This is a genomic window from Streptomyces sp. NPDC021224, from assembly GCF_044332905.1.
Taxonomy (GTDB): Bacteria; Actinomycetota; Actinomycetes; order Streptomycetales; family Streptomycetaceae; genus Actinacidiphila.
In genome coordinates this window covers 497,921-519,080 of the sequence record NZ_JBIRPW010000002.1, presented here as the reverse complement: position 1 = coordinate 519,080, position 21,160 = coordinate 497,921, and the positions used below count along the sequence as shown (strand labels likewise).

Here is a 21,160-nt window from a genome sequence, read left to right as displayed (position 1 = left end):
CGTACGGCGCCCCTCGACCACTCGGTCACCCGTCGTGGGAGGGTCCGGATCAGAACCGGATGCCCTCACCTGGATGAGGGCATGGCTTCGCCATGTGATTAGTGTGACACCCCCTCACGGGGCCGTCAACGGGCCCGGGTCGGCCGCTTCGGGCGGGTGCCGGACAGGGAGGGGCTTGGGCGGGTAGCTGCGCAGGACCAGGGAGGTGGTCACCGCGCCGTGGCGGGCCAGGGTGTCGACGATCTCCTCCAGGCGCTCGGCGTGGGTGCAGTGGATGTCGAGCAGGAGGCAGTCCTCGCCGGTCAGGCGGAGGGTGGAGACGACCTCGGAGGTCGCCTCGGCCAGCGCGAGGGCCTGGGCGAGGCGGGCGTGGGTGGTGCGCAGGCGCACGACGGCGTGGATGGCCAGGCCGAGCGCGGCGGGGGCGACCACGGCGCGGTAGCCGGTGATGACGCCGCTGCGCTCCAGCCGCTGGATGCGCGCGGCGGCGGCCGGCTGGGAGAGGCCGACGCGGCGGCCGACCTCGGCGCCGGTGAGCCTGCCGTCGGTCTGGAGCAGGCTGATGATCGCGCTATCGATAGCGTCGAGCGATTCCCTCGTTGTCACGTCCACTTTCCTATCGATCGCTTGCGCCGCCCCCATGGTCGATTTCGCCCATCGACAATCGGCCGCAGTCGGCAGTCCCGCGCACGTGGAGCGGGCGCAGAAGAGGAGGCGATAGGCGATGGTCGCATATGTGGTCATCCCAGGAATCGACGGTTCCGACGAGCTGCACTGGCAGAGCCGGTGGCAGCAGGAGTGGGACGGCGCGGCCGTGCGCATCGCGCCGGGGTCGTGGACCGCGCCGGAGCTGGCGGACTGGGTGCGGGCGGTGCAGGCCGGTTACGAGGCGGTGGGCGGGGCGGCGGGCGGGGCGGCGGAACCCGTGGTGCTCGTGGCGCACAGCCTGGGGTGCTGGGCGGCGGCGTGCTGGCTGGCGGAGGTACGGCCGGCCGGTGTGGCGGCCTTCCTCGTCGCGCCGCCCGACCCGCGGGGGCCGGCCTTCCCGCGGGCGGCGGCGCCGTCGTTCGCCGGGCTGGCCGCGCGGACGCTGCCGTGCCCCGCGGTGGTGGTGGCCGGTGAGGACGACCCGTACTGCGATCCGGGGGTGTCGGCCGGGTTGGCACGGGGGTGGGGGGCGCGGTGGGAGTCCGGGGGCGCGCACGGGCATCTCAACTCCGCGAGCGGCCTGGGCGACTGGCCCGCCGGGCGCGCGCTGCTGGCCGCGCTCACCGCGGACGCGGGGTGAGAGCGGAGGGGCGCCGTCCGGCCGCCGCGTAGCCTGGGGCGGCCGGACGGTACGGGTGAGCAGCGGGAGAGGTGCGGGGACGTGGCGCGCAGGGCAGGGCGCAGGCCGCCGCCGTCGCCGCTGCCGCAGCGGGCGGGTGTGGACCCGGTGCGGCTGCGGCTGCCGGGTGACGGGTCGGGCGGGTCGGGCTGGGCGACGGTGCGCGAGCACCTGCTCGGGCGGTACGGGCCCGTGCTGGGCGCGGCGCGGGTCGAGGAGATGCTCGCCGCGGGGGACTTCGTCACCGCCGACGGGCCGGTGCTGGCGTCGACAGCGTACGTGCCGGGTGGCTGGGTGTGGTTCCACCGCGAGCGGCCGGCCGAGCCGGAGGTGCCGTTTCCGGTCGGGGTCGTCCACCGTGACGAGCGCACCGTCGTCGCCGACAAGCCGCACTTCCTGGCCACCACACCGCGCGGCCGGCATGTCGCGCAGACCGCGCTGGCCCGGCTGCGGCGTGACCTGGGCCTGCCCCACCTCACTCCCGCGCACCGGCTCGACCGGCTCACGGCGGGCCTGGTGCTCTTCGTGGTGCGGCCCGAGGACCGCGGCGCGTACCAGACGCTCTTCCGCGACCGGCGGGTGCGCAAGGAGTACGAGGCCGTCGCCGCCTACGACCCGGCGGTGCGGCTGCCGTGCACGCTGCGCAGCCGGATCGTCAAGGAGCGCGGGCGGATGGCCGCGGAGGAGCGCGCGGACGGCCCGCCGAACGCGCAGACGCGCGTGGAGCTGCTGGCCCGGCGCGGTGACCTGGGCCGCTACCGGCTCCTGCCCGCGACGGGGCGTACCCATCAGCTGCGCCTGCACATGAGCGGCCTGGGGCTGCCGCTGCTGGGCGACCCGGTCTATCCGCGGCTGCTGCCGGAGGCGGCCGCGGACGACTGGTCGCACCCGCTGCAGCTGCTGGCGCGGGCGCTGGAGTTCACCGATCCGCTGACGGGGCGGGAGGTGCGCTTCGAGAGCGCGCGGCGGCTCGTCGCCTGGCCGGACGGTGACGAGGCCGCAAGCGTCAGCCGCCCGGCTGAGGGGCCGGGGTGGTCGGGTGGAGCAGCGCGAAGAACGCCCCTTCGGGATCCCTGAGCAGGGCGAGCCGGCCCACGCCCGCCATGTCCGTGCCCGGCATCAGGACGGCGGCACGGCGCTCGGCGGCCTTCGCCACCGTCGCGTCGACGTCGTCCACCGAGAAGTACGGCTGCCAGTAGCTCGTGCCTTCCGGGAGCAGGTCGGTGCCGAGCTGCATGATGCCGCTGTGCGAGCCCTCCTGGCCGCCGCCGCTCCTGGAGGCGATCACGTACGAGCCCGCGTCGCCGGGCAGCGGGACCTCCTCGTAATCCCACGCCAGGACCGAGCCGTAGAACTCCTTCGCCCTTGCCGCGTCCGGGGTGTACAGCTCCGTCCAGCACAGGGCGTGGGCGCCGACGCGGTCCAGGCCGGAGGTCGTGCCGGGCTCCCACACGGCGAACTCGGCGCCGCTCGGGTCGGTGTACCCGGCGAGCCGCCCGTGCTCGGCGACCGGCATGGGCGGGAAGCGGACGCTGCCGCCGGCCTGCTCGACGGCCCTGGTGGTCGCGTCGGCGTCGGCGGTGTGGAAGTACACCGTCCACGCCGGGCGGGCGCCCGGGTCCTGGAGCGGACCAAGGGCGGCGACCGTGTCGCCGCCGACGGTGAACATGCCGTACTCCCCCGCCTCCGGGCCCGCCGTGGCGAACTCCCAGCCGAGCAGCTCGCCGTAGAAGGCGGCGGCCGCCGGGACGTCACGGCTCCCCAGGTCGAGCCAGTTGGGCGCGCCGGGGACGTAGTCGTCGGTGAGCATGCGGACCTCCGTGGTGCGCTGTGCCGTGCGACCGCCGCGGGCCCGTCGGCCCCGGGCGATCTGCCGGATTTGGACGCTGTGTCCTCTCTCACACTCAGCATGGCACCCGGCACTGACAACCCGTCACCCCGCGCCGTACGTACGGCCTTCGGCGCTGGTCAGCGCGCTGCGGGCAGGGCGCCACGGCTCCGGCCCGGCACGCCGGGGGCGCCACGCGGGGCGGCTTTTCCGGTTCGGGATTGTCAGTGGGTCCGTCTAGGGTGGATCGCATGTACGGGGGAAGTCTCGATCAGGCGAACGCAGCGCTCCGGGCCTACGTCCAGGAGCACGGCGACCGGCCGTGGACGGCCGAGGAGCTCACTGAGCTGGCGCGGTTGCGCGCCCGTTGGACCGCTGCCGCACGCGGCGCGCGGGTCGAGATACGTGCGGTGTCCGGGCAGGTCATGGGCGCCGCGGTGATGACGGCGGCGTAGAGCGGCGACAGCACGGGCGGCCGCGCCGCTTCGCAGGTGCCCCGGCCCGGTGGACCGGGGCGTCGTCCTTGCCGGTAGGGCGTCAGACGGTCGCGTGCAGCGGCGCGACGGCGTGCGGGGGGCGCACGGAGTCGCTGCCGGGCGCGGGTTCCGCGGTGTCCGTGCCGAGGGCGACGATGCGGTTGCCGGCATCGACGTGCACGACCGCGGGCCGCAGCGTACGGGCCTCCACGGTGTCGACCTGGGCGTAGCTGATGAGGATCACCAGGTCGCCGGGGTGGACGAGGTGGGCCGCGGCGCCGTTGATGCCGATGACGCCGGAGCCGCGCTCGCCCTCGATGACGTAGGTCTCCAGGCGGGCGCCGTTGGTGATGTCGACGATGTGCACGAGTTCGCCGGGCAGCAGGTCCGCGGCGTCCATCAGATCGGCGTCGACCGTCACGGAGCCCACGTAGTGCAGGTCCGCCTGGGTCACGGTGGCGCGGTGGATCTTGGACTTGAACATGGTGCGCAGCACGGTGCCGCCTCCTGGGTGAGTAGGTCGCGTCCCTGCCGGGGTACGCGCCGACCCGACCAGGGTAGAGCCCCCCGTCCCGGATCCGGTGGGGGTGGTGGCGGGAGTGCGGAAGATCTCAGGAGGCGGGGGGCGCCACGGGCCGGCCGGGCGGCTGCGCGGGCCCGGCGCCGGAAGGGGCCGGGGTCCGTGGTGCGGCGCCTTTGCGGGGCGCGGGGAGCTGGGCGTAGAGGGTGGCCAGGGCCGCGTTGAGGTGGTGGACGGGCGGGGCGGTGACGGGGCGCGGCGGTTCGGCCTCGGGGCGGTGGCCGAGGCGGCGGCGCACCTGGCCCAGGTTGCGGGCGGTCAGGCCGAGGTGCGGCCGGGCCGCGGCGAGGGCTTCGGGGGGCAGGGCCGCGAGGGCGCGGGCCTCGTGGACGCAGGCCGCCAGGGTGTCCGCCCAGTCCGCGGCGTGGGGTGCCGGGCGGCGCTGTGTCCGGCGCGTCCGGCGGGCGAGGAGGGCCCGGTGGGCTCGCGCGGAGGCGGCCGCGTCGCCGAGGTCGCGGGTCGCGCGGTCGGCGGTGCGGGCCAGCGTGCGCAGGGCGGCCGGCTTCGGATCGGGCTCGCGTACGGCGGCGAGCAGGTCCTGGAGGGCCTGGAGGGCGCGAGCGGCCCGCGCCCGCATCACCGTCTCCGTGCGCAGTGGCAGCACGAAGTACGCCGCGACGACGCCGCAGGCCGAGCCGAGGAGGATGCCTTTCGGCCGCTGGAGCAGCAGCGCGGCGGTGTCGTGCTCGCCGTTCAGCGAGTAGAGGACGGCGAGCAGGCTCGTCACGCAGAACGCCCACACCGCGTAGTTCACGTCGCGCAGCCACACTCCGACGAACAGGTAGCCGAAGATCACCGCCACGGCGGCCGGCGGCGTGCCCGCCACCAGGTGGGCGGCGAGCGTGCCGGTCACCGCCCCGGCCACGGCGCCGCCGATCCGCAGGACGCTGCGGTGCACCACGTCGCCGCGGGCGCGGGCGGCGCTGCACACGACGAACGCGGTGATCACCGTCCAGGTCCAGTGGTGCGGGAAGACCAGGTGTCCGGCGGCGAAGGCCAGCGCCATGGCGGCGGCGAGCTGGGCGGTCAGACGTGTCTGGGGCTGCGGGCCCTTGCGGACCGGGCCGGGGCGGGGGCCGCGGGGAGGCTGGGGAGCGGGGCGCTCGCGGGCCCGGGTCGCGCGGACGGCCGCCGCGGCGGCGACGACACCCGCCGCCGCGGTTTCCGCCGGACCCTCCGCCGCGGTCCCCGGGGGCCGGGCCTCGACGGCGGACCGCCTGCCGGGCAGGAGGCGGGCGAGGGCGTGAGCCGGGGGCGGGTCGGCGGGGCCCGCCGCTCCGCTCACCCGTGCCGGGCCGGACGTGGTGGCCAGAACCTCGGCGTGCAGCACCGCGGCGGCCAGTGCGCCGAAGGACGGTGACGCGGGGGTGGCGGCGGCGAGGCGGTCCTCGGCGGTGAGGGCCGCCCGGTGGAGGGCGAGCGCGGCGCGGGCGCGGGTGCGGGCCGGGGCGGCCGGGGGGAGGCCCTGGAGGCGGCGGGCGGCGCGGAGGACGTCGAGGGCGGCGCTCGCGGCCTCACGGGCGGGGCGGGACGGGAGGACCGCCTGGGAGAGCAGCACACAGGCGACGGCGAGCGCCCCGGCCGAGGCGGCCCACCACGGCCGGGCCGCCTCGGCGGCGCCTGGCGGGACGGGGACGACGAGGACCGCGATGACCGGGCCCAGGGCGAGCCGGCCGAGGGCGCGGACCGTGCCGCCGAAGCGCATCACGTAGCGGGCCGCGGTCACCGCGGCGACGTACATGGCCGCGCCGAGCCACGTGTGGTGCAGCATGAAGCGGCCGACGACCGCCGCGAGCAGGCCGACGACGGGGACGTGCAGCAGGGCGGTGAGGCGATGCGCGAGGCTGGTCCCGTGCAGGGAGCGGGAGAGCATGACGGCCACGACGGTCGCGATCACCACGAGCGCGCCGGGCAGATCCTCGGCCGCGCACACCGCCGCGGACGTCAGCAGCGCGGCGAGTGCCGCGAGGATCGTGCGGGCCGCGGTGTGCAGCCGTACCCGTCCGGGGTCGAGCAGGCGCAGCCGGTCCAGCACGCGATTACCTCTTCTCGACCATCGATTATTACGCGCGGCGTCCCAGTTTTCGACCGTCGGCTATCGATTACCGGCCGAACAGCGGACCACCAGCCCTTCAGATAGTACGCCAAGCTTACGAAAGAAGCCTCATGTTTTCTCCGCCGCCCGACGACCCCGTGGCCGATCTGCGCCGGGCCGTCAACCGGCTCGGCCGCCGGATGCGCGCCGAGCGCCCGCCGGACGCCATGCCCAGCGGGCGGCTCGGCGTGCTCGCGCAGCTCTACCGGGCGGGACCGTCGACGCCCGGCGCGCTGGCCGCGGCACTGCACGTGCAGCCGCAGTCGCTGACCCGCACGCTCGCCGCGCTCACCCGGGACGGCATGGTGAGCCGGAGCCGGGCGGCGGAGGACGGACGCAGCCAGGTCGTGGTGCTGACCGAGCGCGGCTACACGGCGATGGCGCACGATGTCGCCGTCATGGACACCTGGCTGCGGTCGCGTATCGATAGCGAACTCAACGCCACCGAGCGCGAGGTGCTGCGGCTCGCCGTGACCCTGCTGGACCGGCTGGCCGCGGAGGGGCCGACGGACGAGACAGCGGACGAGACAGCGGGCGGCGGGGAAGGCGGCGCGTGACGGAAAGCACGGGGCGAATACCCCCTGGGGGTGTTCGCGCCATACCCCTAGGGGGTATATCCTCGGAGGAGCGGAGACGGAAAGAGCCGTCCCCCACGCGCGCGACGAGGAGCACAGCATGAGCCAGACGGTCTACACGGTGTCCGGCATGTCCTGCGGCCACTGCGAATCCGCGGTCACCCGCGAGGTCACCACGATCCCCGGCGTCACGTCCGTCAAGGCGGTCGCCTCGACCGGACTGGTGACGGTCGACTCCGACCAGCCCGTCGACGACGCGGCCGTGCGGGCCGCCGTGGACGAGGCCGGCTACGAGCTGGTCGGCCGGGCCTGACCACCACCAGGGGGCAGTGACGAGGGGAGCGAAGCGGTGACGACGACGAACGGCAGCGGCGTACGGCAGCACGCCGCCGGTACGGACGCCAGCGGCGGCGGCAGCGGCAGCGACACGGCCGGCGGCACCGGCGACTGGGTCGAGCTGGAGATCGGCGGCATGACGTGCGCGTCCTGCGCGGCCAGGGTCGAGAAGAAGCTCAACCGGATGGACGGAGTGACGGCCACCGTCAACTACGCCACCGAGAAGGCGAAGGTCGGCTTCCACGGCCCCGTGGCCGTCGCGGACCTGATCGCGACCGTCGAGGCCACCGGCTACACCGCCGCGCTCCCCCCGCCCCCCGCTCCCCCGGCGGCCGGTCCGCAGGACGGGCAGCGGGCGGAGAAGGAGGGCGGCGAAGCGGACGCGCTGCGCCGGCGTCTGCTGACCGCCGTCGTCCTCTCCGTCCCGGTGATCGTGATGGCGATGGTGCCCGCGGCGCAGTTCGACAACTGGCAGTGGCTCTCGCTCACGCTCGCCGCGCCCGTCGTCGTCTACGGCGGCTGGCCCTTCCACCGCGCCGCCTGGACGAATCTTCGGCACGGCGCCGCGACCATGGACACCCTGGTGTCGGTCGGCACCCTCGCCGCCTTCGGGTGGTCGCTGTGGGCGCTGTTCTTCGGTGACGCCGGGATGGCCGGCATGACCGACTCCTTCCGCCTCACCGTCTCCCGGCAGGACGGCGGCGGGCAGATCTACCTGGAGGCGGCCTCCGGCGTCACCGCCTTCATCCTCGCGGGCCGCTACTTCGAGGCCCGCGCCAAGCGGCGTGCCGGGGCCGCGCTGCGCGCGCTGCTGGAACTCGGCGCCAAGGACGTCACGGTGCTGCGCGACAGCTCGGAGGTGCGTGTGCCGATCGGCGAGCTGGCCGTCGGCGACCGCTTCGTCGTACGCCCCGGCGAGAAGATCGCCACCGACGGCCTGGTGCGCGAGGGCACCTCGGCGGTGGACGCGTCGATGCTCACCGGCGAGTCGGTGCCCGTCGAGGTCGGGCCCGGCGACCGGGTCGCCGGCGCGACCGTCAACGCGGGCGGCCGGCTGGTCGTCGAGGCGACCCGGGTCGGCGCCGACACCCAGCTCGCCCGGATGGCCCGCCTCGTGGAGGACGCGCAGAACGGCAAGGCGGCCGCGCAGCGGCTCGCCGACCGCATCTCGGCGGTCTTCGTGCCCGCCGTGATCCTGCTGGCGCTCGGCACGCTCGGGGTGTGGCTGGCGCTCGGCGAGGGGCCGCAGGCGGCCTTCACCGCGGCCGTCGCGGTGCTGATCATCGCGTGCCCGTGCGCGCTCGGCCTCGCGACGCCCACCGCGCTGCTGGTCGGCACCGGGCGCGGCGCGCAGCTCGGCATCCTCATCAAGGGGCCCGAGGTGCTGGAGTCAACCCGCGCCGTGGACACCGTGGTGCTCGACAAGACCGGTACGGTCACGACGGGTTCGATGACGCTGCGGTCGGTGCTGGTGGCAGACGGCGTCGACGAACGGGACGCGCTGCGCCGCGCGGGCGCGCTGGAGCACGCCTCCGAACACCCCATCGCCCGGGCGATCGCCGCAGGCGCGGCAGAACGGGCCGGCGAACTGCCCGACGTCACCGGCTTCCGCAACCTGCCCGGCCTCGGAGTGGAGGGCACCGTCGACGGCCGCACCGTCCTCGCCGGGCGCGAACGGCTGCTCGCCGAGCGGGGCATGCCGCTGCCGGAGGAGCTGGTACGCGCCAAGGCGGCGGCGGAGGCCGACGGCGGCACGGCCGTCGCCGTCGCCTGGGACGGCCGCGCGCGGGCGGTCCTGGTGGTCGCGGACGCCGTCAAGGACGGCAGCGCGGAGGCCGTACGGCGGCTGCGCGGCCTCGGGCTGCGGCCCGTCCTGCTCACCGGTGACAACGCCGCCGTGGCGGCCGCCGTCGCCGCGCAGGTCGGCATCGCCGCCGAGGACGTCCACGCCGAGGTGCTGCCCGAGGACAAGGTCGCCGTCGTGCGCGCCCTCCAGGCCGAGGGCCGTACGGTCGCCATGGTCGGCGACGGCGTCAACGACGCGGCGGCGCTCGCCCAGGCCGACCTCGGCCTCGCGATGGGCACCGGCACCGACGCGGCGATCGAGGCGGGCGACCTCACGCTCGTCCGCGGGGACCTGCGGGTCGCCGCCGACGCGATCCGCCTGGCCCGGCGCACCCTGCGCACGATCCGCTCCAACCTCTTCTGGGCCTTCGCCTACAACGTGGCCGCGCTGCCGCTCGCCGCCGCGGGGCTGCTCAACCCGATGATCGCCGGGGCGGCGATGGCCTTCTCCTCGGTGTTCGTGGTCGCCAACAGCCTGCGCCTGCGGGCGTTCACGCCGCGCTGACCCCGCCCGGCCCCGGACGCCGCCGCATATTGCCGAGCCGTGGCAATGTACCGGCGCCGTTCGGGGAGGATGGGGGGATGGGACAGGCACGGCGGGCGCGGGTCGGCGTCGGAGCAGTTGACGTCACGGACGTGGTGCGGGACGTCGTGGCCCTGCACGCGACGGATCCGGCCACCGTCCACCTGAGCGTCGCCGCGCGGGCGGCCGACCCCCTCGCCGCCATGGCGGCGCTGGACACCGCGCTGTACGGCGAACCGCCCGCCCTCACCCGGATGCTCGCGATGCGGCGCACCATGTTCGTCGTCGACCGGGACTTCGCCCCGCAGGTCTACGCCGCCGCCGGACGCCGCGTCACCGTCAAGATGCGCAAGGACGTGCTCACCTTCCTCGCCGACGGCGGCGGGTGGGACGCCGCGTGGCTCGCGGACCTGGAGGCCGAGGTCGTCGCCACACTCGCCGCCCACCCCGACAGCAGCGGGGCACAGCTCTCCCGGCTCGTCCCGCGGCTGCGCGAACAGGTCGTCGTCGCGCGCGGCAAACCGTACGAGGCCACGCAGAACATCGCCAGCCGCGTCATCCGCCTCATGGCCGCCGAAGGGCGCATCGAACGGCGCCGTCCCGCCGGATCCTGGATCAGCGGGCAGTTCCGCTGGGCCAACGCGGAACCGCTGCCCGAGGTCCCCGAGGAACCCGCACGCGCCGCACTCGCCCGCGCCTGGCTCCGCGCGTACGGGCCCGGCACCGAGGCCGACCTCAAGTGGTGGACCGGCTGGGGGCTGGGCGAGACCCGCAAGGCGCTCGCCGCCGCCGGGGCGGAGGCGGTCGTCCTCGACGACGGCGCCACCGCCCACGCCCTCCCCGACGCCCCCGCGCCCGCCACGGCGGACGGCGCCGCCCTCCTGCTGCCCGCGCTCGACCCGCTCCCCATGGCCTGGCGCGACCGCGGATGGTTCCTGCCCGAAGGCAACGAGGCGCTCTTCGACCGCTCCGGCAACATCGGGCCCACCGTCTGGTGGGACGGCGAGGTCATCGGCGGATGGGGCCAGCGCCCGGACGGCGAAATCGCCTGGCGGCTGCTCGCCGACCGCGGTCCCGAGGCCGCCGACGCGGTGGAGCGGGCCGCCGCCCGGCTCGCCCCAGCGCTGGGCCCCGTCCGGGTGACTCCGCGCTTCCGCACCCCCCTCGAACGCGAACTCTCCACGTAGAAGTTCCCCGCGCCCCCAGGTGGTTGCCACTTGCGGTGGCAGCTCGCCTTCCCCCCGGTGGGGGCTTGTCGCGCAGTTCCCCGCGCCCCTAAAAACGGCAACTCTCGCCCGCAGCCGCGCCCCGAGAAACGAGAACTGTCCCCCGTAGCCGCGCCCGGAGACGCTCACCCCCACCGGCAGGTAGCCGCTGAACCGGCCAGGAGGGGGACGGTGCGGGGTGCCCCCGCAGGAATGCGCTGGGAGGGGCTCAGCCCCTACGTAGGAGGGTGAAGGCGCATTCCGAGGAGGTGCCCCGTGGCGGCCCCCGACCCACCCGGCGGCGCGCCGCGCAAAGGGGCGCGTGGGGGTACCTCCCAGGCGAAGCTCTGGGGGAGAACGGCGCGAGCAACCACCCACCACAGGGAAGGTCGCACACCGCACCGCACCACGCGCCCCGAGGCGCACCGCTCAGAAATGCGTGAGCTTCGCGCCGAACGACGGCGACGTCAGATCCGAACCCAGCACGGCCGGGACCTTCGTGGCGTCGGGGCCCGAGCCGATCGTGAGCGTGCCGACCGTCGTGCCGGCCTTCGCGCTGTGCGGGAGGCCGCCCGGGAGCGGGGTGAGGGTCACGGGGGTGTGCAGGCCGGGCCAGCCGGGCGCGGTGAGGTCGGCCGCGGCGACTACCGGCGTCGAGCCGCCCACCCCGTCGTCGACGTTGCCCACGACCTCGCCCTTCTTCACGACGGTCGCGGACGTCAGCCCGCCCTGGACGGACTCGATGAGCTGCTGGCTGCGCACCAGCGCCGCATTGAGGCTGTCGTTGACGGTGACGCCGCCGTGCTGCTGGAGCACGACGCCGAGGATCAGCTGCTGCTTGCCGCCGACGGTCTTGTGCGCGGCCCACATCAGCGCGCCGCCCGCGGGGGTGCTGGAGCCGGTCTTGATGCCGACGACGCCCGGCTTCACCAGGTCGTTGTTGTTGTTGTAGATCGTGCCGACGCCGGGGATCGTGACGTTGGCGAGGGCGACGACCGACCGGAAGGCCTCGTTCTTCATGACCTCGCGCGCCAGCGTGAGCTGGTCGACGGCGGTGCTGACGGTGGTCTCCTCGAAGCCGCTGGCACCGGTGTACGTGGTGTGGTTCATGCCGAGCGTCTTCGCCGTCGCGGTCATCTTCGCGACGAAGGCCTCCTGCGTGCCGGCGTCCCAACGGGCGAGCAGGCGGGCGATGTTGTTGCCGGAGGGCACGAGGAGCAGTTGCAGCATCTGCCGTTCGGTGAACTGCTGGCCCTCCGTGACGTGGGCGGTCGACTGGTTTACGGAGGTGGACTCCTCGGCGGCCTGCTTGTCGACGGGGATCATCGGGCCGTTCTGGGAGGCGCCGTTGATCGGGTGGTCGCGCAGCACGATGTAGGCGGTCATCACCTTGGTGAGGCTGGCGATGGGCACGGGGGTCTGCGCACCGTGCACGCCGAGGGAGCCGACGCCCTCGACCTCGGCGACGGACTGGCCCTCGGCCGGCCACGGCATCGCCGTCGGCAGGGCGGCGCCCGGGAAGGCGTACGAGGACGCGGTGGTCGCCTTCAGGGTGGGCGTCGGCAGCGGCCGCACCGCCTGGACGATCACGAAGATCACCGCGAGCAGCACGACGACCGGGGTCCAGATCTTGAACCGGCGGCCGATGCTGCGCAGCAGCGTGGGCTTGGGCGGCGGGGTGTTGGTGAGCGCGGCGAGCAGCTTCAGCGGCGTGGAGCCGGTGTGGCCGGAACCGGGCGGCAGCACCTGGGGCTTCTGCATGACCCGGGTGCCGTCGGGGCCCAGCGACTCCTCGGCGTCCGGTTCGTCGCCGGTCGCGGCGGCGGCGCCGTCCGGTGACGCGGCGGCCGGGGGCGCGGCGGGCCGCTCGGCGGGCAGGTCCGACACCAGCGGCCGGAGCAGCGAGCGGCGGACCGCGGCGCGGTGCACACCGGTGTCCTCGGGCTCGGAGGCGTCGGCGGGCGCGTCGGCCGGTACGTCGGCGGGCTCGGCCCCCGGCCGTACGTCCTCGTCCTCAGCGGACTCGGCGGCGGCGTCGGCGGCGGCGTCGGCGGCGTCGGCGGCGTCGGCGTCAGCGGCCCCCGGCGCGGCGTCCTCGGGCCCCCCGTCGGCGCCCTCCTCCTCGTCCTCATCCGCCTCCGCGCCCTGCGCGGCACCCGGCTCCCGGGCGTCCCCGCCGGGCTCGGCGTTCCCGGCGGACTCGGCGCCCTCCTCCGCGGACCCCGCACCCTCCTCCGCCTCGCCCCCACCGGAGTCCGCAAGCTCACCCTCTCGGGCGGCGGCCGGACGAGCGCCCGCTTCCTCCACCGGAGTGCGCTCCGGTGTGCCCGGCGTGCTCGGCTCGGTGGCCGGCGGGGCGTCGCGGGGGGCATCGGCGGGGGTGTCAGGGTCGGCCGGCGAGGCCGTCGGCTCCGCCTTCCGAGTTGAACGTTCACTTACCTCAGCCGCCTCAGCAGCCTCCTCCGCCTCATCAGCCCCAGGCGCAGGATCACGATTTGGTTCCGTTTTCGACGGCTCCCCGGCCTCCACAGAAGGGACGGAAGGGACCTCGGGAGTAAGGGTGGCGTCAGCGGTGTCCAGAACGGCTACCTCACCCGGCGTATCCGCACCGGAGTCCGCGGTGGACGCGGCGGCGGCGCGCGGCCGGGCGTCGGAGGCGGGCAGTTGGGGCGAATCGGCGCCGGGCGCGGAGCCGCCCGCGGCGGGCGGGGTGTCCGGCCGGGCGGGCGCGGTGCCCGCCCCAGCGGCCTCATGCGCCCCAGCAGGCGTCCCGAACACCGCCAGCCTCGGATCCACGGCCTGCGACGAGGCCGCCTCCCCCGACATTTCGTGCTGCTTCTCCCTGCCGGGGGACTCGCCCGCCACGCAGACCTCCTCGACGCGTCATCCGGGGCGCCCGGCGGCGCCCCGGCCCTTCACGACCCACTCATGCCATGGTCCCCGCGACCGGCCCACGACCTGTCTGCGACACCACCGCCGCCCCCGTAGACGAGGACGACATACCAGCCGGTTCCCGCAGATATGGAAAAGGCGCTCTCGACAGGCCGGTGTGAGAGGCGTCACCCTGTCATTCATCCACGCGGGGAGGCATGGATGGGCAAGAGCCGCAGAACAATTCCGGAAGAGCTGTTGCTGCTCGCCCTGGACCCGACGACCGGGACCACGGCGCAGCCGCAATCACTCGACCTCGGCCTCGCCGGAGCGCAGCTCGTCGAGCTGGCTCTGGCCGGACGGATAGCCCCTGACGGGGATCGTATCGCCGTGGTGCACCCACGGCCGACTGGAGATCCGACTCTGGACTCCGCGCTGGAACTGCTGCGCCGTCGCGGCAGCCCGGTGCGGGCGGTCCACTGGATCGGCGGGCCCCGGCTGGGGCTGCGCCAGACGTATCTCGCACACCTGGAGCGGTGCGGCATGGTGCACGCCGTGCCGGGACAGATGTGCGGGGTGCTGCCGACGACTCGCTACCAGGCGACCGACAGCGCCGTCAGCCGGGACATCAGAGCCCGGCTGGACAGTGCGATCCGCACCGGCGTGCCGCCGGACCCGCGGACCGCGGCGCTCGCCGCGCTCGCCCATTCGGTGGGCCTCGGCAAGCACCTGTATCCGGGCAACGAGGGGCGGTCGTCCCGATCGCGCCTGCGGGACCTGATCAGATACGACCCGATGGGCGGCCTCGTCGCGCACGCCGTGATGGACGTGCAGAACGGTGTGGCCGCGCAGCCCAAGCGGCCGGCCGCACAGGAACGGCGCGCGGTCGCGCACGGCTCGATGGCCAGGGCCGGGGCCCGCTGACGCCCCGCGCGCAGCGGCACCGCTCCGGGCCGGAACACGGCAGTGCACACGGCAGTACGTGCAGGAAGCGCAATACGTACAGGAAGCGCAGGACGCGCGGTACGTGCGGCGGGCGCGAGACGTGCAGGACGCGCCGGACGCACGGACACGCGTACGGCGGGACGCACCGCGCACCGCCGGGCAACTCCGCTCCACCGGGCACCTCCGTTCCACGCAGCAGGACTTCACCAGCACGACAGCAGGAACCGCCGGAAAGGCGGCGGGGCCGTGCACACGGCCCACGCAACACGTAACGACGCAGGACGAGCCGTGGTGCCCGTGAGCAGGGACCGGGCACCACGGATTTCGGCAGCCACCGCAGGGCCGGTGGGAGTGGTGGCGCCGGGACCGTCCGCGATGAGATCCCCCACCGGGAGCCGCAGTGCCGCGCGGGGTGTCGGGAACCGGACAGTTGTCCGGCCCCGGTGCCCCGCGCGGCATGTTTTACGCCCTTTGCGGGGCGTGCGCGGACGATCCGCGCGCCCCGGCGCAAGGGCCGGGCAAGCTTGTTACGACCATTCGCCAGCGCGGTGATGACCGCTAGTGGCAGGCTGCTGACCATCAGTACGGATCAGCGTGGAGGTGCAGTTCCTGTGGTCGCCAACGTCAACCCCACCGTCAGGCGCCGCCGGCTGGGTTCGGAGCTGCGCAAGCTCCGCGAGGAGAAGGGGATGACGGCCGAGGAGGTCGCGGCCCGGCTCCTGGTCTCCCAGTCCAAGATCAGTCGCCTGGAGAACGGCCGCCGCAGCATCAGCCAGCGAGACGTCCGGGATCTGTGCGGGGTCTACGGCGTGGACGACATGCGGATCGTCGAGTCGCTCATGCAGATGGCCAAGGAGTCGCGCCAGCAGGGCTGGTGGCACGCCTTCGGCGACATCCCGTACAGCGTGTACATCGGCCTGGAGACGGAGGCGGCGAGCCTGCGGGTGTTCGAACCGCAGGTGGTGCCGGGGCTGTTGCAGACCAAGGAGTACGCGACCGCGGTCATCTCCGGGAACCTGCCGGAGGCGACCCCGGAGCAGGTGGAGAAGCGGGTCAGTGTCCGGATGCGGCGACAGGAGCGGATCACCGACGGCGACGGGCCGCTGCGCATGTGGGCGGTGGTGGACGAGGCCGCGCTGTGGCGCAAGGTCGGCGACGCGCAGACGATGCACCAGCAGCTGGAGCACCTGGTGGAGCTGAGCCACCTGCCGCACGTCACCGTGCAGGTGCTGCCGTTCGAGGTCGGGGCGCACCCGGGTCTGAGCGGGCAGTTCGCGGTGCTGGAGTTCACCGACGCGACGGACGCCACCGTGGTGTACCTGGAGGGCGTCAACAGCGACCTGTACCTGGAGAAGGACACCGACGTCCAGGCGTACAGCGTCATGTACGAGCACCTGCGCGCGCAGGCGCTGAGCGCGGAGGCCACCCGGCAGTTCATCCGCGACGCGGCGCAGCGCTACGCCTGAGCGGGCCGCCCGACAGCGCGCACCGGAAGGTAAAGGCGCGCACTGTAGCGATAGGACCCGACAACTGGCAAGGGTTGTAGGCGATTTACCACCTGGTTGAGTGAAGGCCCCTCGGGGCTGGTGATGTTGGCCGGTAGCGTCGAGCGCAGTCAGGCAGTGGTGTACACCTCCGCTTCGCGGCCCGTCCGCGGAGCGGAACACACCCCGCCGCCGTCACCAGCACAGACCGGAGCAGAGATGGCAATCAAGCTGGGCAGCACCCCCGAGTGGCGGAAGTCCTCGCGGTCCACCGGCAACGGTGCCTGCGTGGAGGTCAAGTCCCCGGCGGTCGCGGCCGTCGTGGTCCGCGACTCCAAGGACCCGCACGGCCCCGTCCTCACCTTCTCCCCCGAGGCGTGGTCCGAGTTCGTCGTCGACGTGGACCACGGCGCTTTCGACCTGCGCTGAGCACGCCACGGCACCACTGATCCACCGCACCACCGCACCACCGCTTCACCGATCCACAGCACGACAGCACCACAGCACCACCGACAGAGCCCTCTCGACCGGCCGCCGTCCTGGCCGAGAGGGCTCGCTGCTGTTTCCGGGGCCCGCACCGGGGGCAGTTGGGAGCCGCCCCGCGGGCGGGATTTCGGAAAAGTACCTGCGCACTACACCGACTGTTTGTAGGCTGCCGCCCATGACGACGACCGCCACCCCCTTGCCCCCTCTGGCCGCGCGCGCACGGGACGTCGGTGCCTCGCCGGTACGCGAGATCCTGGCGCTCACCGCGCGCCCCGAGGTCGTCTCCTTCGCCGGCGGGCTGCCCGCCCCCGAGCTCTTCGACACCGAGGGGCTGCGCGCGGCGTACGACGCGGTGCTGGCCGAACGGCCGCGTACCGTCCTGCAGTACGCGACGACCGAGGGCGACGCGGACCTGCGGGCGGCCGTGGCGGGGCGGCTGGCCGCGCGCGGGCTGCCGACCGGGGCCGCGGACCTGCTGGTGACGGCCGGTTCGCAGCAGGGCCTCACGCTGCTGGCCACCACGCTGCTGGAGCCCGGCGACGTCGTCCTGGTGGAGAATCCGACGTATCTCGCGGCCCTGCAGTGCTTCGGCTTCGCGGGCGCCCGGGTGGTGCCGGTGCCGACCGACGAGGACGGGGTGCTGCCGGACGCACTGGAGGAGCTGGTGCTGCGCGAGCGGCCCAAACTGCTCTACCTGATACCGGAGTTCCAGAACCCCACCGGCCGGACGATGCCCGCCGGGCGCCGCCGGGCCGTCGCGGAGGTGGCGGGCCGCCACGGGCTGTGGATCGCCGAGGACGACCCGTACGGCGAGCTGCGCTACGAGGGTGAGCGCGGGCGGCCGATCGCCGCCCACGAGGCCGCCGCGGACCGCACCGTGCTGCTGGGCAGCTTCTCGAAGATCATGGCGCCCGGTATGCGGCTGGGCTGGCTGCGGGCCCCGGAGGCGCTGCGGCGTGCCTGCGTGATCGCCAAGCAGGCCGCCGACCTGCACACGTCGGGCGTCGACCAGGCGGCCGCCGCCCATTACCTGGCCCACCGCGACCTGGACGCGCATCTGGCGCGGGTGCGCGGCGCCTACCGGGAGCGGCGCGACGCGCTGCTGGCCGGGCTCCCCGCGGCGCTGCCGGAGGGCAGCGTGTGGAACCGCCCCGAGGGCGGCATGTTCGTGTGGGTGCGGCTGCCGGAGGGCTTCGACGCGACCGAGCGGCTGCGCACGGCGATCACGTACGACGTGGCCTATGTCCCGGGCGCGCCCTTCTACGCCGCCGCGCCCGATCCGGCCACGCTGCGGATGTCCTTCACCACGCACACGCCCGAGGAGATCGCCGAGGGGCTGCGCCGGCTGGCGCCCGCCTTCGGCTGACCTTCCCGGCCGGCGCGTCCGGCCCCCTTCCCGTGCCGTACGGGACCCGCTCCCGTACGGCGGTTCGGTCCTGCCCGCGTCCAGCGAAGTGCCCGCTCATGGTGGGTTGGCAGTCATGGGCATCACAATGCCCCCGAAGGTAAAGACGACGTAAAATCGTTCGACTTGCTGACCTGGATTCAGACTCATGAACGTCGGATCCCTTGACCACCCCTCCGCGGCAAGGGTTCAATCCCGGAAGTCCCCACTCCCGCACGGGGGCGACCCGCCCGGGTGAGCGTCACAGCGAAGTGCGCCCCCGTTCACAAGGCGGACCCCCTGGAGGGGACTTATGAACAGTCTCGACTGGACCGTGCTCATCGCCTACTTCGGCGTGATGGTCGCGATCGGCGTGTGGTCGCACCGGCGCGTCGGCGACGTCAGCGACTACTTCACGGCGGGCGGCAGGATGCCGTGGTGGCTGTCCGGCATCTCGCACCACATGTCGGGCTACAGCGCCGTGATGTTCACCGGATACGCGGGCATCTCCTACCAGTACGGCATCACCTCCTACGTCACCTGGGCGCTGCCCATCGCCATCGGCGTGGCCATCGGCGCGAAGACGTTCGCGCCCCGGCTGAACCGGATGCGGGCCAGGCTGCACGTCGCCTCACCGCTGGAATACCTCAAGAACCGCTACAACCTGCCGACGCAGCAGGCCCTCGCGTGGTCCGGGGTGCTGCTCAAGATCGTGGACGTCGGCGCCAAGTGGGCCGCCATCGCGACCCTGCTGTCCGTCTTCACCGGGGTGACCATCACCCAGGGCATCGTCATCACCGGCGCGATCACCGCGGTCTACTGCACGGTGGGCGGGCTGTGGGCGGACGCGCTCACCGAGCTGGGCCAGTTCGTCATCCAGCTCGTCGCCGGACTCGCGATGCTCGTCGCCGCGCTGCACGAACTCGGCGGCATCAGCAGCATCTGGAACGTCTGGGACGAACCGGCGCTGCGGCACCACGACCACCCCACCGCCGGGCCCTACACCACGGTCTTCCTCATCTCCTACCTCTTCATCAAGACGTTCGAGTACAACGGCGGCATGTGGAACCAGGCGCAGCGCTACATGGCCACGTCCTCGCCCCGCGAGGCCACCCGCGGCGCCGCGCTCTCGGCGGCGCTGTGGTTCGTGTGGCCCGTCGTGCTGTTCTTCCCCATGTGGGTCTCGCCGCTGCTGGTGCACGCCAAGAAGCCGGACGGCTCGGACTCCTACGGGCTGCTCGCGCAGGACCTGCTGCCGCACGGGCTGCTCGGGCTCATCGTCGTCGGCTTCTTCTCGCACACCATGGCCATGTGCTCGTCCGACGCGAACGCCATCGCCGCCGTCGTCACCCGGGACATCGCACCCGCCTTCTCCCAGCGCGCCCGCGCCTGGACCGCGCGCGTCGGGCTCATCGCGGCGCGCATCACCACACTGTCCTTCCTCGGGCTCAGCATGGCCGTCGCCACCCAGGTCAACTCGCCGACGTTCAAGGACATCATCACCGTGGTGATCAAGTGGGTCGCCGGGCTCATGGGGCCGATCGCGATCCCGTTCATGCTGGGGCTGCTGCCGCGCTTCCGGAAGTCCGGCCCGACGGCCGCGCTCACCAGCTGGGCGCTCGGCCTGCTCGCCTTCTACCTCGTCAACTACCCCGTCAACGACGCCGTCTCCGGGGGCGTGAACCTGGAGTACCAGATCGCGCTGCCGCTCGTGGTGTCGCTGGTGCTGTACGTCGTCGTCGGATGGATCAGGCCCGAGGAGACGGAGGCGCGCAACGCCCTCATCGCGGCGATCAACTCTCCCGAGGGGGACGACACGTCCGAGAGTGCGCCCTCGGGCTCCGGCTCCGGCCCGGAGGAGGGCCCGTTGCGGCCGGCCGCGGCGGAGTAGTCGGGGAACCGCCCGGGTCAGAGGGCCGGGTAGCGGTCGAGCCAGGCGGGGCTCGCGCCGGAGGGGCCGTGGAGGGCGGGGGCCTGGGTCATCTCCATCGCGAAGTCGTCCGCGAGCTGGAGGATCGTCGCGCGGCCCTCCAACTCGGCGATCCACGCGGGCGGCAGCGCCGTCTCACCGTGCTGGACGCCGAGCAGGTTGCCGCAGATCGAGCCCGTGGAGTCACTGTCGCCGGAGTGGTTGACGGCGAGCAGCAACCCGTGCCGGACGTCCTCGGCGACCAGCGCGCAGTAGACGCCGATCGCCAGCGCCTCCTCCGCCGTCCAGCCCTCGCCGAGGGCCTCGACGCGCTGCGGGGAGGGCATCCCCTGGCGTACGGCGCCGAGCGCGCTCTGCAGGGCGTCGGTGGTCTCCTGGTGGCCGGGGCGGGCGCCGAGCAGCGCGAGGGCGTGCTGGACGGAGCCGTCGAGGGCCTCACCGCGCGCGAGGCCGTGGACGATGACGGCGAACGCGCCCGCGGCGAGCTGCCCGGTGGGGTGGCCGTGGGTCTGTGCGGCGCACTCCACCGCGAGCTGGAAGACCAGTTGCGGCTCCCAGCCGACGAGCAGCCCGAAGGGCGCCGAGCGCATGACCGTGCCGCAGCCCTTGGAACCGGGGTTCTTGGGGGCCTCCAGGCTGCCCATCACCTCGTCGGACAGGCCGCTGAGGCACGCGTTGCCGGGGGCCCTCCGCGCGTAGAGCCACTCCTCTCGGGCCAGCCAGCCCGCGTCCTTGCGGCGCTCGTCGGGGCCCCACTCGCTCTGGGTGGCCGCCCAGCGGCGGTAGGCGCGGTGGATGTCGGTGGGCGGGTGCCAGGCGCCGGTGTCGCGGCGGACCTGAGCGCGTATCAGGCCCTCGACGGTGAACAGCGTCATCTGGGTGTCGTCGGTGACCGCGCCGCGCCGCCCGTAGGCGGGCACGTAGTCCACGACGCCGTCCGGGCCGTGGGCGGCCTGGATCGCTTCCAGGGACTCGAACTCGATGCCGGCGCCCAGGGCGTCGCCGATGGCCCCGCCGAGCAGGCACCCGCGGACACGGCTGCGGAAGTCCTGCTGCTGCGCGCGTCCCCAGACTGCGTTCAAAGCGGTCCCCTTCGGTCTGCCCCCGATCCGTGCCGTTCTGCGCCTGCACGATAGCCGACGTATCCAGGAGCGGAAGGGGCGCGAGGGGTAGGTGAGGGTTGTCCCGGAAGAGACGGCTCCGGCTGGATGGCGGGAATTCTCCCCGGCGCGCGCTCCGGCGCACGCGACGCGGACGAACCGTCACCGGG

General features: G+C 74.1%; 18 protein-coding genes. 12 read left to right on the top strand and 6 right to left on the bottom strand.

Annotation, left to right across the window (positions count from 1 at the left end):
• Positions 1–114: 114 nt before the first annotated feature.
• Positions 115–606 (bottom strand): Lrp/AsnC family transcriptional regulator, encoded by a 492-nt coding sequence (locus ACH4PY_RS07355; protein ID WP_398176921.1) that lies wholly within the window; start codon positions 604–606, stop codon positions 115–117.
• Between the two features lie 118 nt (positions 607–724).
• Between ACH4PY_RS07355 and ACH4PY_RS07350 the strand changes: the two genes are divergently transcribed.
• Both ACH4PY_RS07350 and ACH4PY_RS07345 read left to right on the top strand, forming a co-directional pair.
• Positions 725–1,288: an RBBP9/YdeN family alpha/beta hydrolase gene (locus tag ACH4PY_RS07350; RefSeq protein WP_398176919.1), complete on the top strand. Its 564-nt coding sequence runs from the start codon at positions 725–727 to the stop codon at positions 1,286–1,288.
• Between the two features lie 81 nt (positions 1,289–1,369).
• Entirely contained in the window at positions 1,370–2,404 is a 1,035-nt protein-coding gene (locus tag ACH4PY_RS07345) for a pseudouridine synthase (protein ID WP_398176917.1), read from the top strand.
• On the opposite strand, the gene ACH4PY_RS07340 is transcribed toward ACH4PY_RS07345, so the two are convergent.
• Positions 2,334–3,137, bottom strand: a complete 804-nt coding sequence (locus ACH4PY_RS07340) for a VOC family protein (RefSeq protein WP_398176915.1) — start codon at positions 3,135–3,137, stop codon at positions 2,334–2,336. The genes ACH4PY_RS07345 and ACH4PY_RS07340 overlap by 71 nt on opposite strands.
• Before the next feature lie 269 nt (positions 3,138–3,406).
• Between ACH4PY_RS07340 and ACH4PY_RS07335 the strand changes: the two genes are divergently transcribed.
• Positions 3,407–3,610: a hypothetical protein gene (locus ACH4PY_RS07335; RefSeq protein ID WP_398176913.1), complete on the top strand. Its 204-nt coding sequence runs from the start codon at positions 3,407–3,409 to the stop codon at positions 3,608–3,610.
• 82 nt (positions 3,611–3,692) lie between these two features.
• Here the strand turns inward: ACH4PY_RS07335 and panD are convergent, their stop codons facing one another.
• Both panD and ACH4PY_RS07325 read right to left on the bottom strand, forming a co-directional pair.
• Complete coding sequence (gene panD / locus ACH4PY_RS07330) at positions 3,693–4,127, bottom strand: aspartate 1-decarboxylase (protein ID WP_398176911.1); 435 nt, start codon at positions 4,125–4,127, stop codon at positions 3,693–3,695.
• A 115-nt stretch (positions 4,128–4,242) separates the two neighbouring features.
• A complete protein-coding gene (locus tag ACH4PY_RS07325; RefSeq protein ID WP_398176909.1) occupies positions 4,243–6,246 on the bottom strand; it encodes an FUSC family protein in 2,004 nt (667 codons plus the stop codon).
• Between the two features lie 131 nt (positions 6,247–6,377).
• Between ACH4PY_RS07325 and ACH4PY_RS07320 the strand changes: the two genes are divergently transcribed.
• From ACH4PY_RS07320 to ACH4PY_RS07305, 4 genes are all read left to right on the top strand, one after another.
• On the top strand, positions 6,378–6,863 hold the full coding sequence (locus ACH4PY_RS07320; RefSeq protein WP_398176907.1) for a MarR family winged helix-turn-helix transcriptional regulator: 486 nt from the start codon (positions 6,378–6,380) through the stop codon (positions 6,861–6,863).
• Between the two features lie 118 nt (positions 6,864–6,981).
• Positions 6,982–7,194, top strand: a complete 213-nt coding sequence (locus tag ACH4PY_RS07315; protein ID WP_398176905.1) for a heavy-metal-associated domain-containing protein — start codon at positions 6,982–6,984, stop codon at positions 7,192–7,194.
• Between the two features lie 159 nt (positions 7,195–7,353).
• Positions 7,354–9,567, top strand: a complete 2,214-nt coding sequence (locus tag ACH4PY_RS07310) for a heavy metal translocating P-type ATPase (RefSeq protein ID WP_398177617.1) — start codon at positions 7,354–7,356, stop codon at positions 9,565–9,567.
• Positions 9,568–9,644: 77 nt separating this feature from the next.
• Positions 9,645–10,772, top strand: a complete 1,128-nt coding sequence (locus ACH4PY_RS07305) for a DNA glycosylase AlkZ-like family protein (protein ID WP_398176903.1) — start codon at positions 9,645–9,647, stop codon at positions 10,770–10,772.
• Positions 10,773–11,219: 447 nt separating this feature from the next.
• On the opposite strand, the gene ACH4PY_RS07300 is transcribed toward ACH4PY_RS07305, so the two are convergent.
• Positions 11,220–13,097, bottom strand: coding sequence for a D-alanyl-D-alanine carboxypeptidase (locus tag ACH4PY_RS07300; RefSeq protein ID WP_398176901.1), 1,878 nt, complete (start codon positions 13,095–13,097; stop codon positions 11,220–11,222).
• 786 nt (positions 13,098–13,883) lie between these two features.
• Here ACH4PY_RS07300 and ACH4PY_RS07295 point away from each other — a divergent pair.
• From ACH4PY_RS07295 to ACH4PY_RS07275, 5 genes are all read left to right on the top strand, one after another.
• Positions 13,884–14,585 (top strand): GPP34 family phosphoprotein, encoded by a 702-nt coding sequence (locus ACH4PY_RS07295; RefSeq protein ID WP_398176899.1) that lies wholly within the window; start codon positions 13,884–13,886, stop codon positions 14,583–14,585.
• A gap of 632 nt (positions 14,586–15,217) precedes the next feature.
• Positions 15,218–16,072 carry a helix-turn-helix domain-containing protein gene (locus tag ACH4PY_RS07290; protein WP_398176897.1) on the top strand — a complete coding sequence of 285 codons (855 nt, stop codon included), beginning with the start codon at positions 15,218–15,220 and terminating at the stop codon, positions 16,070–16,072.
• A 237-nt stretch (positions 16,073–16,309) separates the two neighbouring features.
• Positions 16,310–16,519 (top strand): DUF397 domain-containing protein, encoded by a 210-nt coding sequence (locus ACH4PY_RS07285; protein WP_398176895.1) that lies wholly within the window; start codon positions 16,310–16,312, stop codon positions 16,517–16,519.
• 232 nt (positions 16,520–16,751) lie between these two features.
• Positions 16,752–17,942, top strand: a complete 1,191-nt coding sequence (locus ACH4PY_RS07280; protein WP_398176893.1) for a PLP-dependent aminotransferase family protein — start codon at positions 16,752–16,754, stop codon at positions 17,940–17,942.
• Positions 17,943–18,273: 331 nt separating this feature from the next.
• Positions 18,274–19,851 carry a sodium:solute symporter family protein gene (locus ACH4PY_RS07275; protein WP_398176891.1) on the top strand — a complete coding sequence of 526 codons (1,578 nt, stop codon included), beginning with the start codon at positions 18,274–18,276 and terminating at the stop codon, positions 19,849–19,851.
• Positions 19,852–19,868: 17 nt separating this feature from the next.
• On the opposite strand, the gene ACH4PY_RS07270 is transcribed toward ACH4PY_RS07275, so the two are convergent.
• Positions 19,869–20,972: an ADP-ribosylglycohydrolase family protein gene (locus tag ACH4PY_RS07270; RefSeq protein ID WP_398176889.1), complete on the bottom strand. Its 1,104-nt coding sequence runs from the start codon at positions 20,970–20,972 to the stop codon at positions 19,869–19,871.
• Between the last annotated feature and the right edge of the window lie 188 nt (positions 20,973–21,160).

Coding starts and splice junctions, on each gene's coding strand:
- ACH4PY_RS07295 (WP_398176899.1), top strand. CDS start 13,884: ATGGGCAAGAGCCGCAGAACAATTCCGGAAGAGCTGTTGCTGCTCGCC.
- ACH4PY_RS07305 (WP_398176903.1), top strand. CDS start 9,645: ATGGGACAGGCACGGCGGGCGCGGGTCGGCGTCGGAGCAGTTGACGTC.
- ACH4PY_RS07310 (WP_398177617.1), top strand. CDS start 7,354: ATGACGTGCGCGTCCTGCGCGGCCAGGGTCGAGAAGAAGCTCAACCGG.
- ACH4PY_RS07320 (WP_398176907.1), top strand. CDS start 6,378: ATGTTTTCTCCGCCGCCCGACGACCCCGTGGCCGATCTGCGCCGGGCC.
- ACH4PY_RS07275 (WP_398176891.1), top strand. CDS start 18,274: ATGAACAGTCTCGACTGGACCGTGCTCATCGCCTACTTCGGCGTGATG.
- ACH4PY_RS07350 (WP_398176919.1), top strand. CDS start 725: ATGGTCGCATATGTGGTCATCCCAGGAATCGACGGTTCCGACGAGCTG.
- ACH4PY_RS07315 (WP_398176905.1), top strand. CDS start 6,982: ATGAGCCAGACGGTCTACACGGTGTCCGGCATGTCCTGCGGCCACTGC.
- ACH4PY_RS07340 (WP_398176915.1), bottom strand. CDS start 3,137: ATGCTCACCGACGACTACGTCCCCGGCGCGCCCAACTGGCTCGACCTG.
- ACH4PY_RS07280 (WP_398176893.1), top strand. CDS start 16,752: ATGACGACGACCGCCACCCCCTTGCCCCCTCTGGCCGCGCGCGCACGG.
- ACH4PY_RS07335 (WP_398176913.1), top strand. CDS start 3,407: ATGTACGGGGGAAGTCTCGATCAGGCGAACGCAGCGCTCCGGGCCTAC.
- ACH4PY_RS07285 (WP_398176895.1), top strand. CDS start 16,310: ATGGCAATCAAGCTGGGCAGCACCCCCGAGTGGCGGAAGTCCTCGCGG.